The following is a 16,245-nucleotide window of genomic DNA, read 5'->3' on the forward strand; positions in this document are numbered from 1 at the left end:
GGATTACTTGTTGTCGGTCTTGGCTTCGACCGGCTGGTTCTTGGCGCGGACTTCGCCCACGGCGGCGCGTAGCACGCGCACGGTGACGTTGTCGGCGATCTCGACCGAGATTTCCGGATCGTCCTTGGCCGGGACCTTGGCGATCTTGCCGACGATGCCGGAATTCAAAATCACCGTATCGCCACGGCGCAGGCCTTCCACGGCCTCACGCAGCTTTTTGACCTGCTGCTGTTGCGGCCGCCAGACGATGAAGTAGAAGATTCCGAGGATACCGATCATCGGAATAAGCATGTTGAACATGGGATCTTGCATGATCGGAAACCTGTCTTGGCGCGAGGCGCGGACTATAGCTTTGTGTCCCACCTTTGCAACTGTGTAAAATCAAAGGATTAGCGGTGAAATTTACCTGTGAGGCCCGCTTTTTCCACTCCGTCATGGCCGGGCCCGCCCCGGCCATCCAGAAACCGGGAATGATTAACTTGCCTCGCAGTGCCTGGATGACCGCCTCAGGGGCGGTCATGACGGTATAAGATTTAGGTGAGAGCCATGGCCCCAAAATCCAAGTCCCCAGCCCGGCGGCGCAACGCCGCGCCCAAATCACAGCGCAAATCCAAAGCCTCCTCGGGCACCCCGGCGGATGCTTTCGTGTGGGAGGCGAATCCCGGAAAACTCCATCCGGTTCATCATATCGCCCGTTTGCCGCTGCCGCTTCTCAAAGGCATCGATTCGGCGCGTGATACGCTGATCGAGAACACGCGCAGGTTTGCCGATGGGCTGCCCGCCAATAACGCCCTGTTGTGGGGCGCGCGCGGCATGGGCAAATCCTCCCTGGTCAAAGCCATTCACGGTGCTGTGAATGAGGGGCGCAAGGCTTCCGCGCGGCTGGTGCTGATCGAAATCCATCGCGAGGACATCGCCACACTGCCCTTGCTTCTGCGCCGTTTGCGCAACGAAAAACGCCAATTCCTGCTCTTTTGCGATGATCTCTCCTTCGACAAGGACGATACCAGCTACAAGTCCCTGAAAGCGGCGCTGGAAGGCGGCATCGAGGGCCGGCCGGAAAACGTGCTTTTCTACGCCACCTCCAACCGGCGCCACCTTCTGGCGCGCGAGATGGTGGAGAACGAGCGCTCCACCGCCATCAGCCCCTCCGAAGCGGTGGAAGAGAAAATTTCGCTTTCGGACCGGTTCGGGCTCTGGCTCGGTTTTCACAATTGCGGCCAGGATGAATACCTCGCCATGGTGGAAGGCTATGCCGCCCATTTCAGCCTAAAGCTTTCCAAAGAGGAGCTGCACAAGAAGGCGCTCGCCTGGTCAATGGCACGTGGGGCCCGCTCGGGGCGCGTCGCTTGGCAGTTCACCCAGGATTTGGCGGGCGAGCTGGGGCAGAAGCTGGTATGAGCGAAACAAAAACTTGAAAACAAATCCCGCGATTTTCGCGTAACATTTTGTTTTTTAAACAAAAAATACCGTCTCACCCGAAGGCGGTCAAGAGTTCTCTACCCGGTCAAAGAACACCAAATAGACGTGGGTATTGCCACGCTTCCGCGCAAGGGGGCTGTGACAGAAGCGTGAGACGACAGCGCTTTCCATTCTTGCTAGAGTCAAAGAAAATTACCCTCCCTCAAGGGGAGGGTTAGAAGAGAGCTATCTCTGCTATGCCCCGCCCCCTGATTGCCGCCCGCTGGTCGACCTTTGTCATGTATCTGGTGAATGGCTTCGGCTTTGGCGCCTGGACCACGGCCATAGCCCCCTTAAAGGCGGAGCTTGGGCTTTCTTCCGCCCAGCTTAGCCTTGCCCTGCTCTCCACCACCATTGGCGGCATCGCGGCGCTGCAGCCGGCCAGCCATCTCATCCAAAAGCTCGGCGGAACGGGACGCGCCACCTACGTGATGAGCTTTGCCTGGGTGCTCGCCTTGGCGGTGCTGGTGCTGCCGCCCAACCTGCCGCTTCTCATGGTCACCTGCGCCTTTTTCGGGGCGACGATCTGTTTGATGGATGTGGCGATGAACGCCCACGCCTCGCGGGTGGAAATCGAGTGGGGCGCGGCGATCATGTCGAGCTTCCATGCCGGGTTCAGTTTAGGCGGGCTGTTGGGTACCGGCTTTGGCGCGCTGATGCTGATGCTGCATGTGCCGACGCATCTTCTGACCGTTCCTGCCTCGCTGGTGGTGGCGGCACTGAGCCTGGTGGCGGTGCCCTATCTTGGCCCTGGCGATACCACCAAGCATGAGAGCGGGCCGATTTTCCGCCTGCCCGAAAAGAGCATTGCGCTTTTGGCCGTGATCCTCAGCCTCTGCTTTCTGAGCGAAGGCGCGATGGCCGATTGGAGCGGGATTTATCTCACCAGCCTGGGCGAGACCCCGGCCCGGGCAGCGGCGGGCTATGCCGCCTTCTCCGCCACCATGGTGATGGGGCGGCTGGTCGGCGATCTCATCGTGCGGCGGCTAGGACGAACATTGGTGATCAGTGCGGGGGCGGCCTTTGCAGCGGTCGGATTGGTGCTAGCGACCGCTTTTCCGGTGTTTTGGGTGATTGTCGGCGGTTTTGCTTTGGTCGGGGCCGGGCTTTCCAATGTGGTGCCTTGCGTTTTCTCGGCAGCCGCTGCGCGCGCCTCCTCGCCCGCGGCCGGAATCGCGGAAGTCTCCTCCGCAGGCGCGGGCGGGTTCCTCAGCGGGCCGCCGTTGATCGGCGCCGTCGCCGCCCGCCATGGCATGCAGGCCGGAATTGGGGTCATCGCCGTCGCCGCAACCCTGGCCGCGCTGGCAGCGACAAGGCTGAAGGGGGAAGCGAAGGCCTAGCCTGGGCCCCTTCTTTCTTTATCGTCATGGCCGGCCTCCGAGCCGGCCATCCAGAACTTCCCTCGCTTTGCCATGGATGGCCGGGTCAGGCCCGGCCATGACGATTAATAGATGAGAATTTCAAAATGTTGCGGTGCATTCACGATTTCGCAACTGCAGCATTCTATATTGACAGCGCTGTCAAAGCCCCTATATTTGTCTCAGCCTTAGAACCGTTCGAGAAATGACCAAGACTCTCACCACTGCCCGTTGGGCTACCTTCGCAATGTTCCTGGCCAATGGCTTCGGCTTTGGCATCTGGGCGACCGGGCTTGCTCCGCTCAAGACCCTGCTGTCTCTTTCCGCTGGGGAACTTTCCATCGCCCTTCTCGCCATGTCGATTGGCGGCTTGATCGCGATGCAGCCCGCGAGCCATCTGACCCAGAAGGTCGGCGGCACGGGCCGGGCGATGCGGCTGGCGGGTTTCGGATTCGCAGGCGCACTCACCCTGCCCTTCATGGCGCCGCATCTGGGCTTTCTCATCGCCGCCTGTGCGCTGCTCGGCGCGGCGGGCTGCTTGATGGGCGTGTCGATGAATGCGCATGCCTCCAAGCTCGAACGCGATTTCGGCAAGCCGATCATGTCCTCTTTCCATGCCGGGTTCAGCCTGGGCGGGCTTCTGGGCACCGGTTTTGGCGCCCTGCTGCTCACCCTGCATATGCCGACGCAATTCCTGATGCTGCCGGGCGCCTTCACGGTGCTGATGATCGTGGCATCCGTTGCGGGACTGCTCGGCCCTGGCGACACTGAAAAGCATGAAGGCCAGCCGATCTTCCGCCTGCCGGAAAAAAGCATTCTCGGCCTCGCCGCGATCCTGACCCTTTCCTATCTCAGCGAAGGCGCCATGGCCGATTGGAGCGGCATCTATCTCACCAGCCTGGGCGAGAGCCCGGCCAAGGCGGCTGCGGGTTATGCTGCCTTCTCTGCCACCATGGTCTTGGGCCGCTTTACCGGCGATCAGATTGTGCACCACTTCGGGCGCAGCCTGGTGATTGGCCTTGGCTCGGCGCTCGCTGCCAGCGGTCTTCTCATCGCCACCATGCTCCCGAGCTTTGCCGCGGTGATCTTCGGTTTCGCATTGGTGGGTGTTGGTTTCTCGAATGTCGTGCCGTGCATCTTCTCGCTGGCGGCGCAGCGCGCCTCTTCGCCTGCGGCTGGCATCGCGGCGGTTTCCACCGCTGGCTTCGGCGGCTTCCTCTCCGGCCCGCCGCTGATCGGTGCGGTCGCCGCCCATCACGGCATGCGCGCGGGTATCGGCGTGATCGCCGTGGCGGCGACGATTGCAGCGCTGCTGTCACTCAGGGTGAAGGTGAGCTCCACGTCTGAAGCTGCAGCCCCTGCGCCGACGCATTAAGGCACGAACTCAACCCTCCCCTTGAGGGAGGGTCGAAATTTACAGCGCGCAGCGATGTGAATTTCGGGGAGGGGTCTGTCGCGGAGGGAACGGCGTGCCGCATTGATAGCGCCACGACATACCCCTCCCCGAAAAATGCTCCCGCATTTTTCGACCCTCCCTCAAGGGGAGGGTTACATCAGATTACCGCGTCGCTACCCGCGTGGGTGAGAGATAGGGCAGCGGATTGACCGGCGTCTCGCCGCGGCTGCCTTTGCGCAGTTCGAAATGAAGCTGCGGACGCGAAACGTCACCGGTCTGGCCAACGATGCCGATCATCTGGCCCCGGGTCACGCGATCGCCCTTGTTCACGACAAAGTAGTCGGCATGGGCGTAAGCCGTGACATATCCATTGTCATGGCGCACCAGCATCAGATTGCCGTAGTTGCGCAGCTCATTGCCGGAATAGCTGACGGTGCCATCGCCCGCCGCATAGATCGGCGTGCCTGCGGCGGCTTCGATATTGATGCCATCATTGCGCTCGCCGCCTTGGCGGGAGCCGAAATCGGTGATCACCCTGCCCTTCACGGGCCAGAGGAAATTCGCATCGGCCTGGGCCGGCGGATTGGACGGGCGCTGCTGCTGATACCAAGCCGGACGGCTCTGCGGCACCGGCGTCACATCGCACGGACAGCGCTTGGGTTCCGCATAGGCATATTGCTGCGGACGGGGTTTCGGCTTCACGGCGACGCGCGCCTTGACCGGGCCGCTATGGACGTCCCAATCAAGCTCCGGCTTGGGCGTAGAGCAGCCGGTCGCAACCATCGGCAGCACCAAAGCGACCGCTAAGGTTAACCGCCGGGGCTCAAACTTTCTTGTCCGAACCTTCATGGGATCTCACTGTTCCTGGGGAACGCCCGGTAACATGGGGACGAACAGCACAGGGATCAGCGCCTCTTTCTTCAGACCTGTCTCAGTTCGGATCATCTTCGTTAATAGTTGATAATTGCTTTCCAAGCCACCGGAGGGGACATCGCCTGGACGACTATACGGTTGTTCGCCTATCGGGGCGACCAGAATACCGCCAAGCTTAAGCTGTTCCACCAGCGCGGCGGGAACTTCCGGGACCGCCGCTGTCAACAAAATGCGGTCGAAGGGTGCCTGTTCCGGCCAGCCCTTAAAGCCGTCCCCCAGCTTGGTGGCGATATTCTCGATTTTCAGCGCCTTGAAGCGCCGCTCGGCCTCCAGATGCAGGGCGCGATGGCGCTCCACCGAATAGACCCGGCGGCACAGCCGGGCCAAAACCGCTGCCTGATAGCCGGAGCCGGTGCCGATCTCGAGCACGCGGTGGGTGGGGGAAAGCTCCAGCGCCAGGGTCGACATCGCCACCACATAGGGCTGGCTGATGGTCTGGCCGCAGGCGATCGGCAGAGCAGAATTGTCGTAAGCGGCATGTTCGAAAGCCTCGCCGACAAAGACTTCGCGGGGCGTTACCTCAACAGCCGAGAGCACGCGCGCATCGGTGATCCCCTGCTTGCGCAGCGCCATGACCAGAGCGATGAGGCGTGGGTCCGTCATGGCGTCAGGGGGTGCGTTCCTTGGCGGGGATCAAGGCACCGGTGGTGTCCTCGGTCGGCACCGCGGGCGCGCCGAAATCGGTATCGACACCGTGCTTCAGCCCCTGCATCACCTTCCAATCGGTGAGATTCATCTGCAGCGGCGTGACGGAGATTTTCTTCACCGCCAAGGCACCCAGATCCGTGCCGGGCTTGGCGACGATGCGCTCGCGGCGAAAACCAATCCAGAAATAGGGATTGTCGCGCATGTCGATGCGGCGCTCGATCACCACTTCCTGCCATTCGCGCACGCCTTGCGCGACGACCTCGATGCCCGAGACTTCTTCCGGCGGACAATCGGGGAAGTTCACATTCATCAGCACGTCTTTGGGCCAGCCGTTTTCGAGCAGCTTTTTCACCACCGTCGCGCCATGCGCAGCCGCGGTTTCCCAATGGATGTCGCGCCGGTCCTGATGGTTATAGGTCTGGCTCAAAGCGATGGAGGGAATGCCGAGCGCACAGCCTTCCATGGCGCCCGCAATGGTGCCCGAATAGGTCACGTCATCGGCGGCGTTGATGCCGCGATTGACGCCCGAAAGCACCAGGGTCGGGGGATTGTCTTTCAGAAGATGGGCGGCGGCCATCATCACGCAATCGGTGGGCGTGCCCGTGACGGCGAAGTGGCGCTCATCGATCTGGCGCAGGCGCAGCGGCACGGTCAGGGTCAAGGAATGCGAAGCGCCGGATTGTTCGCTGTCAGGCGCCACCACCCAGACATCGTCGGAGAGCGAACGGGCGATCTGTTCCAGGATTTCGATACCCTTGGCCCGGATGCCATCGTCATTGATGACCAGGATACGAAGCTTCTTCTCGCTCATTACCACGCTACCACCACTCTCCGTCATGCCCCCTCTTCGTCATGGCCGCCCACCGAGGCGGCCATCCAGTGGATGGCCGGGTCAAGCCCAGCCATGACGGTTAGGGTTTGGAAATCTTCGTAACCCCGCCCATATAGGGCAGCAACGCGTCAGGCACGCGAATGGAGCCATCGGCTTCCTGATAGTTCTCCATCACCGCGATCAGCGTGCGCCCGACCGCGAGGCCGGACCCGTTCAGCGTGTGCAGGAAGCGCGTGCCTTTGCCATCCTTGGGGCGATAGCGCGCATTCATGCGGCGAGCCTGGAACTCACCGCAATTGGAGCAGGAGGAAATCTCGCGATAGCGATCCTGCCCCGGCAGCCAGACTTCGATGTCATAGGTCTTTTGCGCCGAGAAGCCCATGTCGCCGGTGCAAAGCGTGACGACGCGATGGGGCAGCTCCAGGCGCTTCAAGATATCCTGGGCGCAATCGGTCATGCGCTCATGCTCGGCTTCGGATTGTTCCGGCGTGGTGATCGAAACCAGCTCCACCTTGGAGAATTGATGCTGGCGGATCATGCCGCGCGTGTCGCGGCCAGCGGCCCCTGCTTCAGCGCGGAAGCATGGCGTCCAGGCGGTGACGCGCATCGGCAGCGCGCCCTCTTCCAGAATATCCTCGCGCACCAGATTGGTAAGCGGCACTTCGGCAGTAGGGATGAGGAAGAACGGCGCTTCCATATTCTCGTCCACCGTCTCACCGGCCTGGGCCTGCGCGATCGTGGTCTTCACGGTCGTCACAGCCGAACCGCTGGCGGCAACAAAAAGGTCTTCCTTGAATTTCGGCAGCTGGCTGGTGCCATACATCGCGTGTTCGCGCACCAGCAGCGGCGTCGTTACTTCGGTGTACCCATTGGAGGTCTGCACATCGAGCATGAACATGCCGAGCGCGCGTTCGAGCCGCGCCAGACCGGCCTTCAGATACACAAAACGCGCGCCGGAGACTTTGCCCGCGCGTTCGAAATCCATCATGCCGAGCGCTTCGCCAAGCTCGAAATGCTCTTTGGCCTTGAACGGCAGGCGGGTGGCCGAGCCATAACGGCGGGCGGCAACTTCCACATTGTCGTTCTCGCTGGCGCCCGAGGGCACATCGGCGGCGGGAAGGTTCGGCAGCACGGCGAGCTTGGCCCGAAGCTGCTCGTCATATTGGCGCTCATGCTCTTGATCGGCCTGGATGGCGGCTTTCAGGCTCGCGACCTCATCCAGCAGCGCCTTGGCGCCCGCCTCGTCCTTTTTGGCCTTGGCCTGGCCGATGGCACGCGAGGCCTCGTTCTGGCGGGCCCGGTGCTGTTCGAAGGAGGTCTTGGCCTCGCGCCATTTTGTGTCGAGCTCGAGGATTTCGGCGGCGGATTTGGCTGCCTCTTCGGCATAGGCCGGACGGCGGGCCAAAGCGGCCACGAAGAGGTCGCGGTTGTCGCGGATCAGTTTGATGTCGTGCATGAGAGTCTCCCGGCGGGGAGGTAATGGCACGGACGGGGGCCAAATCCAAGATTTAACCGCCCCAACCCCTTTTACCTCCCCCTGGCCAGGAGGTCGGGGAATTGGAGCGAAGCGGAAATTCTCCGGGTGGGGGGCTTACCTCAACCGCTTACCCCCACCCGAAATTTGCGACGGCAAATTTCGACCTCCCCGCAAGGGGGAGGTAAAAGAAGATTACCCCTCTTCCGCTTGCCGCTCGGCGTATTCTTCGGCGAGCTTCAGAACTCCGCCCAATCCTCACCGCTGGAGACCGGCAAGGATCGCCCGCCCCCGGCTGCAACCGCTTTGGCCACCGGTCGCGCGGCGGGCCGTCTCGGCCTCACCGCCGCAGGGGCTGGACGGCTCGCCCGTACGGGACGCGAAATCTCACCGACGGAGAAGAAGCCGACCAAGTCGGTGAGCACTTTGGTCTCGCCCGCCATGTTGCGCGCGGCGGCGGTCGACTGCTCGACCATCGCGGCATTCTGCTGGGTGACCTGATCCATCTGCGCCACGGCGGCGTTGACTTCTTCGATCCCGGTGGATTGCTGTTCGGCGGCAGACGCCATTTCATTCACCAGCGTATTGATCTGCAGCACTTGCTCGATGATGCGCTTCAAGGCCGAGCCGGTCTCGCCGACGAATTTCACGCCGCTGGAAACGTGCTCGCTCGAGGTGTTGATCAGCGCCTTGATTTCCTTGGCCGCTTCTGAGGAACGCTGTGCCAGCCCTCGCACTTCAGAGGCCACAACCGCGAAGCCCTTGCCTGCATCACCCGCGCGGGCCGCTTCCACACCGGCGTTGAGCGCCAGAAGATTGGTCTGGAACGCGATCTCGTCGATCACCCCGATAATGTCGGTGATCTGCTTGGACGAGGCGGCAATGGCATCCATCGCCTTGATCGCGGTTTCGACGATACTGCCGCCATTCTCCGCGGCATTTTTTGCGCCAGCTACGCTCTGCGAGGCTTCCTTGGCGTTGGCGGCCGTCTTCTTGACCGTCGCAGTGATTTCCTCGAGGGCGGCAGCGGTTTCCTCAAGGCTGGCCGCCTGCTGTTCGGTGCGGCGGGACAAATCATCGGAGGCGGTGCCGATTTCATCCGCCGCATTGGCAATGCTGTGCGAGCTCGCAGCCACGCTGCCGAGCGCTTGTTGCAGCGATTCCGCAGCTTTGTTGAAATCGGTGCGGATTTTCTCGAGGTCGCCCGGGAAGGTGTCGTTGATGCGCTGATCGAGAGTGCCTTCGGCCATCGCGGCCAAAGCATCGCCCACGGCATTCACGGCATTGACACGCGCGGTGATATCGGTCGCGACTTTCACGACTTTTTCGATGCGGCCATCATTCCCGCGCACCGGATTATAGGTCGCCTGAATCCAGACCCGCCGCCCGCCTTTGCCGATGCGTAAATACTGCTGCGCATCGAATTCGCCCCGCCGCAGCTTTTCCCAGAAAGCGCGATATTCATCGCTTTGGGCATAGGCGGGCTCGACAAACATGCGATGATGCTGTCCGACGATTTCCGACGAAGCGTAGCCCAGCGCATTGCAGAAATTGGCGTTGGCGCGAAGGATGGTTCCTTCAGGCGTGAACTCGATGACGGCCAGGGAATTATCGAGCGCATCGAGAACATTCTGCGCTGTGTTTTGCTGCCGCTTAAAAAACATGCTCTCTCCCGGGGCGCGGCGGCGCCATTTATTGTTATGGGTGCTGACACCGCTGGGCAGATACCTGCCTTAGGGCACACCGATAAGGAGAGTTTGTGCGCTTTTGGAATTTACAATTCCTATAAATATAGACTGAAAACCCGACCAAACGGCTAGGTGTTTCTCGCAAATATGCTCAGCTGCAACCCCTGAGTAGGCGCAGTTAATACGCTCAACACATGGGTGTGCCTTGGGTCGCAACTCAGAAGCGGCGCTGCAGACGGCGTGCCTATTCTTCCGCTTCGCGCTCGGCGTATTCCTGGTCGCGCTTCTTTTCGATGCCGCGGACGATCCAGATCGAGACTTCGTAGAGGATCACCAGCGGCACGATGAGGCTGATCATCGAGAAGATGTCGGGCGGGGTAAAGATGGCGGCAAGCGCGGTGATGCCGACAATGGCGTAGCGGCGCGAGGAGCGCAGCATGGCAGACGACACGATGCCGACGCGGCCGAGCAGCGCCAGCGCCACCGGCAGCTGGAAGGTCAGGCCGAAGGCAAAAATCAGCGAAGTGACGAAATCAAAATAATCGCTGACCTTAGCCATCATCTCGATGGGAAGCGCATCCTTGCCGCCCTTGGTCTCGAAACCGAGGAAGAACTTCAGCGCGTAAGGCAGCATCACGTAATAGACGAAAGCTGCACCGGCGATAAACAGCGCGGGGCTGGCGAGAAGGAAGGGCAGAAAGGCCTTCCTCTCATGGCGGTAAAGGCCGGGCGCCACAAACATCCAGACCTGAGCGGCGATCACCGGGAAAGCCAGGCACAGGCCAGCGAAAAGACCCACCTTGGCGTTGGTGAAGAACTTCTCATAGACCTGGGTATAGATCAGATGCCGCCCCGGCTGACCCGCCATGGCATGGGCGAGCGGTGCGGTGAGGAAGTTGTAGATCGGGTCGGCGAAGGTAAAGCAGATGACGAAGCCGCCCAGCAACGCCAGAAGCGAATAGACGATACGCTTGCGCAGCTCGATCAGATGTTCCAGCAGCGGGGCCTTGGAGGCCTCAATCTCGGCTTCGTCTTTATCGGAAATCTGGGTCATGGGGCTGGCGGGTGCAGATCACCCTGCTTGAGGGGTTCGGCGGGCGCCATAGCTTGGGGCGCGGGCTCGCTGTGATCGATCACCGGCTCTGCAGCGACGGGGGCCAAAACCTGCCCTTCGACCGCAGCGGGCTCTGGAGCGGGGACTGGCGCGGCCGCATCGGCAGGGGCTGCAGGCTTATCGTCCAGGCTGACGATGGGATCGTTGAGGGCCTTGGACATGGCCTGATCGATCCCGGCCAAGGGGCGCTGATTGCGCAGCTCGTCCAGCTCCTTGCGCAGCTCATCAAGCTCGCTTTGGCGGGCCATTTCATCGAAGCTGCGGCGGAACTGATCGGCCATGCCTCGGGCTTTCGAGGTCCATTGGCCGATTTTCCGCATCAGTTTAGGCAGGTCCTTGGGGCCCACGACAACGAGGGCGACGATCAGGACCAGGAGCATATGGCTCCAACTGAGATCGGGGAACATGCAGGATCAGCGCGTGATGAGGGCCCTCTTCAGTGCGAAGAGGGGTCCTTGGTTTCGACCTGCTGCGCGGCTTTGGCCTTGGCCTCGTCTTCTTCCGAGAGACCCTTCTTGAAGCTCTTAATGCCTTTGGCGAAATCGCCCATGATGTCAGAGAGCTTACCCTTGCCGCCGAACAGCACCAGGACGACCACGGCCACCAGCAAAAGGTGCCAAATGCTCAATCCGCCCATGTTTCTTCTCCTTATTGTCCGTCGCCAGTGTCCGCCGCCCATCAAAGAGCATTTCCGGGAACCGGAAAGGGACGGAAGCCCCTTGTTAAAGAGCGCTTTTTCAGCGGATGCAAGCGGGGGAGCCCCGCTTCTGCGGTCACGCCCGCGTTAACCGCTCAAAACCTGGATTTCGGCATTGCGGTCGAACGCCCCGCCCAAGGCGCCCAGCCGCTTACCAACGGCATCATCGGCGATCGCACCGCGACGCTTGGGAATCTCCAGGATCACTTTGGAGGGCGTCAACCTGAGGCGGTAATGGCCGAGTTCCCCCGCCGAAGAGGCGGAAAGGTCGAAGGCCAGCCTTGCCGCGAGCCCGATCCTCAGCACGCGCTTTTCCTCCGCCTTGTCCAGCATGCCGGTCAGGCGCAGATCCTCAGGCATTTCGTCATCCCCGGCATAGCGGTGATAGACGCAGGCCGCGATGAAGCAGCGCGCCTTATGATCGACCCCGCCAAAGGGCATGTGCAGCACTTCGGAATAGGTGCCGCGGGTGCGGAAATCGGGGTGGCGCCGCCAGCCCAAATCGGAGAGCAGCGAGGCGGCAAGGCGCAACCGGCGGTAATAGGCGTTTTCGTCGGCGAAAAGCGGCGTCGCCCAGTTGAACATCTCCATCGCATGGAGCGGCGAGCGGCTGGCGCGCGCATTCTCGATGGTAGCGTAATCGATCAACGGATCCTTGCCGCGTTCTTCGGCGGGCAGGCGCGAATAGACGAGGCCTTCGCGCACGCCATTGGCCGAGACCACCACATCCTTGAACTTGGCCGCGAGCAGCAAGCGCTGCAAGACAATGGCGCCATAGGGCAGAAGCTCCATACGGCGCTTGGAAACGGCGGCGAGATTCTCGAGCGATTTCTTGCCCTGCTTGGCGAGCACGCTCGCCAGCTCCACCGCCCGGTTATAGGGGATGGTATAGCTTTGCAGGATTTGTAAGGGGTACTCCTCGCGCAGCATGTCCACGCGTGCCACGCTGCGCCAAATGCCGCCGACGAGATAGAGCGTCTTGTTGTCGAGGCTGCGCAACGGCAGCCATTTGGAGAGTTCGTAATCGACAAGCTGGCGCGTCTTATCAAGATCGCCCTTGGAAAGATCGATCAGCCGCAAGGGGCCGAAAGGCATCGACACCGCCTCGCCCGTCTGGCCGTTTTTCACCACCACCATATCGAGGCTGCCGCCGCCAAGATCGGCAGTAAGGCCATCGGCATCAGGAATGGCGGCAATGACGCCCTCGCCTGCGAGCTTTGCTTCCTCGGTGCCGGAGAGCACGCGCACCGTGCCACCCCAGGCGCTTTCGGCGCGGCGAACGAAATCAGCGCCATTGGAGGCATCGCGTGCCGCCGCCGTCGCCACCGCCTCGCGCACTTTCACGCCCAGCCGTTCGGCCAAAAGGCGATAGCGGCGCAAGGCTTCGAGGGCCTGATCCACGCCCTCTTTGTAGAGCATACCGGTGGCGCCGAGATCGCGCCCGATGGAACAGATGATCTTTTCGTTGTGCACGGTATGAGCGGAACGGGCGAGCGCGTCGAAAACCACAAAACGCACGGAGTTGGAGCCGATATCGACAATGCCGATACGCTCTTTGCCGAGGCTTTCCGCGCGCGCCGAAAACTCGTCGCCAATGTCCACGGGCAGGATAGACGGAGCCATCATATTCACTCGGGCTTGGTCGGAATGGCGGTCTGAATCACGATCGGTTTGGGCTGCTTGATGCGCAAGGCACGGCCACGGCCGGAAAGGCTTGGGTTGGTCATGAAATAGGTGTGGGACGAGAAGGCCGCGTCGGTACCGGCCGCTTCATCGCGGCTGTAGCTGCCATCCGCTTTCATATGCCAGGTCTGCGCCGTGTCCTTGATCTGGGCGACCAGGATCTGATCCAGCACCTGCTGATGCACGGTGGGATTATCGATCGGCACCAAGGCTTCGACGCGGCGGTCGAGGTTGCGCGGCATCCAGTCGGCGGAGGAAATATAGACCTTGGCCTTGGGATGCGGCAGGCCATGGCCCTGACCGAAAGCGACGATACGGCCATGCTCCAAAAAGCGGCCGACGATGGACTTCACCCGGATATTGTCGGAAAGCCCCGGCACGCCCGGCTTCAGGCAGCAGATACCGCGGGCGATGATGTCGATCTTCACGCCCGCCTGGCTCGCCTTATAAAGCTCATCGATCATGTCGGGATCGACCAGCGAATTCAGCTTCAGCCAGATCTGCGCCTTGCGGCCTGCCTTGGCGTGTTCGATTTCTTCATCGATATGGCGCAGCAGGGTTTCGCGCAAATTCAGCGGCGAGACCGCAATCTTCTCGAGCCCCGACGGCTCGGCATAGCCCGTGACGTAGTTGAAAAGCTGGGCGGCATCGCGGCCCAAAGCGGGATCGGCGCTGAAGAGCGAAAGGTCGGTATACACCTTCGCGGTGATCGGATGGTAATTGCCGGTGCCGAAATGGACATAGGTGTGCAGCTGGCCGCTCTCGCGGCGCACCACCAAGCTCACCTTGGCGTGGGTTTTCAGCTCGATGAAGCCATAGACCACCTGCACGCCCGCGCGTTCGAGGTCGCGCGCCCATTTGATATTGGCCGCCTCGTCGAAACGGGCTTTCAGCTCCACCAGCGCCGTGACCGACTTGCCGCTTTCCGCCGCCTCGATCAGGGCACTGACAATCGGAGAATTCGACGAGGTGCGATAGAGCGTCTGCTTGATCGCCACCACATCGGGGTCGGCCGCGGCCTGGCGCAGGAACTGCACCACCACATCGAAACTCTCGAAGGGATGGTGGACGATGATGTCCTTGGCGCGGATGGCCGCAAAGCAATCGCCGCCGTGATCGCGGATACGTTCCGGGAAGCGCGCCACGAAGGGCTTGAAGAGCAGATCGGCCCGCTCTTTCAGAATCAGCTGCGAAAGATCGGCCAGGCCCAGCATCTGCTCCACCCGCACCACTTCCTCATCCTTGAGGTCGAGGTGATCGGCGATGAACTGGCGCAGATCATCCGGCATGGTGGCGGTGCAGGTCATCAAGATCACCGAGCCGCGGCGCCGCCGCTTGAGCAGCGACTCGAACATCAGCACCAGATCTTCGGCTTCTTCTTCGACTTCCACGTCGCTGTCGCGGATGACGCGGAAAAGCCCCGAGCCCTTCACGGCATGGCCGGGGAAAAGGCGGTCGAGATAAAGCTCGATGACATCTTCCAGCGGAATGAAGCGCACCGATTTGCCCCGCCCCGGCAGGCGGATGAAGCGCTGCAGCTGGCTCGGCACCGGCAGAAGCGCCATCACCACGCGGCCATCGCGGGCGCGGTTGAGCTTGAGCGCGAGGGTGAAGCCGAGATTGGGGATGAAGGGGAATGGATGGGCCGGATCGATGGCGAGCGGCGTCAGGACCGGGAAAATCTGCTCATGGAAATGCGCATCCAGCCAGGCGCGATCACCCTCCTTCAGCTGCTTGGCGCTGATCACGGCGATGCCATTCTCGGTCAGCTCTTTGCGCAAGCCACCCCAGACCTTTTGCTGGTCGGTCATCAGCTTGTTGGAGAATTCGGTGATCTGGGAAAGCTGCTGGATCGGGCTCAGACCATCATCCGAAAGTGTCGCTACGCCTTCCTTCACCATGCCCCACAGGCCCGCAACGCGGACCATGAAAAACTCCGAGAGGTTGGAGGAGGAAATCGAGAGAAACCGCACCCGCTCCAGAAGCGGATGACGCTTGTTCTGCGCCTCTTGCAGGACGCGGCCATTGAAGGCCAGCCAGGAGGTCTCGCGATTGATGAAGCGCTCCGGCGAGGTCGGCGCAATCGCGGGTTTCACCGCTTCGCTAGCCGTCATTACCGTTTTGAGGGCGGACTCTGCATCCACCGGCGCGTCTATGACGTTATCTTTTTCCATCAACCACTTACCGCGGATTCTTTGATCAAGGTAAAGCAAAAGTCAGGCCGTGTCATGCGCACGCACCCGGTGGAGGCGTCATATATAGGCTGACTTGGTTGCTGAGGTGTTTTTATCGAGATCCAGAAGGTGAGACTGGGTCCCATCAACCCTGCTTGAGGCCGTATTCATTTTTGATTATATTGAATACAACCGTTTAGGGAGGCCGGATATGGCCGAAACCACCACCATGACGGTGCGCCTTTCCGGCGTGCTCAGCGAGTTCGTCGCCGAGAATGTCGGCGAGCACGGCGCCTATGAGAATGTCAGCGAATACATCCGCGACCTTATCCGGCGCGACAAGGAACGGGTGGAGCGCGAAGCTTTCGACCGGCTGAAGGCGGAACTGACCCGCGCCTTCGCGGCGCCGGAAGACAGCTACAAGCCGCTCACCGCGGCTGAGGTCATTGCTCGCAACAAGGCTTGAAGATGCGCGCCATCCGTATTCAGGAGGCGGCGTCTCATCGCCTGGATGAGATTTATCGCTTTACCCGTGAGCGCTGGGGCCAGAAACAGGCCGAGCGCTATATCACCGGCCTTTTTGCGGCTTTCGAGAAGATCGAAACGCACGGCGTCACCTCAAAACCCATCCCAGCCGAATTCGGCGTGGACGGGTTCTTCTTCCGATATGAGCGGCACATCGTCTATTGGCGGCGGCTGTCGACGGGCGACATCGGCATCGTCACCATTTTGCATGTGCGCATGCATCAGGTGGGACGTTTGCGCGAAGTGTTTGGAGATTAGTGCG

Annotated in this window: 16 protein-coding genes; 5 read left to right on the forward strand and 11 right to left on the reverse strand. The window is 61.3% G+C overall.

Annotated elements, in window-relative coordinates:
• Positions 1-3: 3 nt before the first annotated feature.
• Positions 4-312, reverse strand: a complete 309-nt coding sequence (yajC, locus tag FHS83_RS01410; protein WP_208414176.1) for a preprotein translocase subunit YajC — start codon at positions 310-312, stop codon at positions 4-6.
• Positions 313-546: 234 nt separating this feature from the next.
• Between yajC and FHS83_RS01415 the strand changes: the two genes are divergently transcribed.
• The 3 genes from FHS83_RS01415 (at position 547) to FHS83_RS01425 (ending at position 4,194) form a co-directional block, all read left to right on the forward strand.
• Positions 547-1,401 (forward strand): ATP-binding protein, encoded by an 855-nt coding sequence (locus tag FHS83_RS01415; RefSeq protein WP_167080129.1) that lies wholly within the window; start codon positions 547-549, stop codon positions 1,399-1,401.
• A 257-nt stretch (positions 1,402-1,658) separates the two neighbouring features.
• Positions 1,659-2,801, forward strand: coding sequence for an MFS transporter (locus tag FHS83_RS01420; RefSeq protein WP_167080131.1), 1,143 nt, complete (start codon positions 1,659-1,661; stop codon positions 2,799-2,801).
• A gap of 223 nt (positions 2,802-3,024) precedes the next feature.
• Positions 3,025-4,194: an MFS transporter gene (locus FHS83_RS01425; protein ID WP_167080132.1), complete on the forward strand. Its 1,170-nt coding sequence runs from the start codon at positions 3,025-3,027 to the stop codon at positions 4,192-4,194.
• A gap of 183 nt (positions 4,195-4,377) precedes the next feature.
• Here FHS83_RS01425 and FHS83_RS01430 read toward each other — a convergent pair whose 3' ends face one another.
• From FHS83_RS01430 to FHS83_RS01475, 10 genes are all read right to left on the reverse strand, one after another.
• Positions 4,378-4,998 carry a murein hydrolase activator EnvC family protein gene (locus FHS83_RS01430; protein ID WP_208414177.1) on the reverse strand — a complete coding sequence of 207 codons (621 nt, stop codon included), beginning with the start codon at positions 4,996-4,998 and terminating at the stop codon, positions 4,378-4,380.
• A 72-nt stretch (positions 4,999-5,070) separates the two neighbouring features.
• Positions 5,071-5,751 carry a protein-L-isoaspartate(D-aspartate) O-methyltransferase gene (locus FHS83_RS01435; protein WP_167080136.1) on the reverse strand — a complete coding sequence of 227 codons (681 nt, stop codon included), beginning with the start codon at positions 5,749-5,751 and terminating at the stop codon, positions 5,071-5,073.
• Between the two features lie 4 nt (positions 5,752-5,755).
• Positions 5,756-6,607: a 5'/3'-nucleotidase SurE gene (gene surE / locus FHS83_RS01440; protein ID WP_167085187.1), complete on the reverse strand. Its 852-nt coding sequence runs from the start codon at positions 6,605-6,607 to the stop codon at positions 5,756-5,758.
• Between the two features lie 100 nt (positions 6,608-6,707).
• The gene (gene serS, locus FHS83_RS01445; protein WP_167080138.1) at positions 6,708-8,084 is read right to left on the reverse strand and encodes a serine--tRNA ligase; all 1,377 of its coding nucleotides are present in this window, start codon (positions 8,082-8,084) and stop codon (positions 6,708-6,710) included.
• A gap of 257 nt (positions 8,085-8,341) precedes the next feature.
• Positions 8,342-9,766 carry a methyl-accepting chemotaxis protein gene (locus FHS83_RS01450; RefSeq protein WP_167080139.1) on the reverse strand — a complete coding sequence of 475 codons (1,425 nt, stop codon included), beginning with the start codon at positions 9,764-9,766 and terminating at the stop codon, positions 8,342-8,344.
• A gap of 268 nt (positions 9,767-10,034) precedes the next feature.
• Positions 10,035-10,844, reverse strand: coding sequence for a twin-arginine translocase subunit TatC (gene tatC, locus FHS83_RS01455; protein ID WP_167080141.1), 810 nt, complete (start codon positions 10,842-10,844; stop codon positions 10,035-10,037).
• Positions 10,841-11,311 (reverse strand): Sec-independent protein translocase protein TatB, encoded by a 471-nt coding sequence (gene tatB, locus FHS83_RS01460; RefSeq protein ID WP_167080143.1) that lies wholly within the window; start codon positions 11,309-11,311, stop codon positions 10,841-10,843. The genes tatC and tatB overlap by 4 nt, the downstream gene beginning before the upstream one ends.
• A 29-nt stretch (positions 11,312-11,340) precedes the next feature.
• The gene (locus FHS83_RS01465; protein WP_167080145.1) at positions 11,341-11,541 is read right to left on the reverse strand and encodes a twin-arginine translocase TatA/TatE family subunit; all 201 of its coding nucleotides are present in this window, start codon (positions 11,539-11,541) and stop codon (positions 11,341-11,343) included.
• A 147-nt stretch (positions 11,542-11,688) separates the two neighbouring features.
• Positions 11,689-13,227, reverse strand: coding sequence for a Ppx/GppA family phosphatase (locus FHS83_RS01470; RefSeq protein ID WP_167080147.1), 1,539 nt, complete (start codon positions 13,225-13,227; stop codon positions 11,689-11,691).
• A 2-nt stretch (positions 13,228-13,229) separates the two neighbouring features.
• Positions 13,230-15,428, reverse strand: a complete 2,199-nt coding sequence (locus FHS83_RS01475; protein WP_425061522.1) for an RNA degradosome polyphosphate kinase — start codon at positions 15,426-15,428, stop codon at positions 13,230-13,232.
• 241 nt (positions 15,429-15,669) lie between these two features.
• Here FHS83_RS01475 and FHS83_RS01480 point away from each other — a divergent pair, with 241 nt between their 5' ends.
• Together FHS83_RS01480 and FHS83_RS01485 are read left to right on the forward strand one after the other, a co-directional pair.
• Positions 15,670-15,924: a ribbon-helix-helix domain-containing protein gene (locus tag FHS83_RS01480; RefSeq protein WP_167080151.1), complete on the forward strand. Its 255-nt coding sequence runs from the start codon at positions 15,670-15,672 to the stop codon at positions 15,922-15,924.
• A 2-nt stretch (positions 15,925-15,926) separates the two neighbouring features.
• On the forward strand, positions 15,927-16,241 hold the full coding sequence (locus tag FHS83_RS01485) for a type II toxin-antitoxin system RelE/ParE family toxin (RefSeq protein ID WP_167080153.1): 315 nt from the start codon (positions 15,927-15,929) through the stop codon (positions 16,239-16,241).
• The last annotated feature ends 4 nt before the right edge of the window (positions 16,242-16,245 follow it).

The sequence above is a fragment of the Rhizomicrobium palustre genome, assembly GCF_011761565.1.
Lineage (GTDB): Bacteria > Pseudomonadota > Alphaproteobacteria > Micropepsales > Micropepsaceae > Rhizomicrobium > Rhizomicrobium palustre.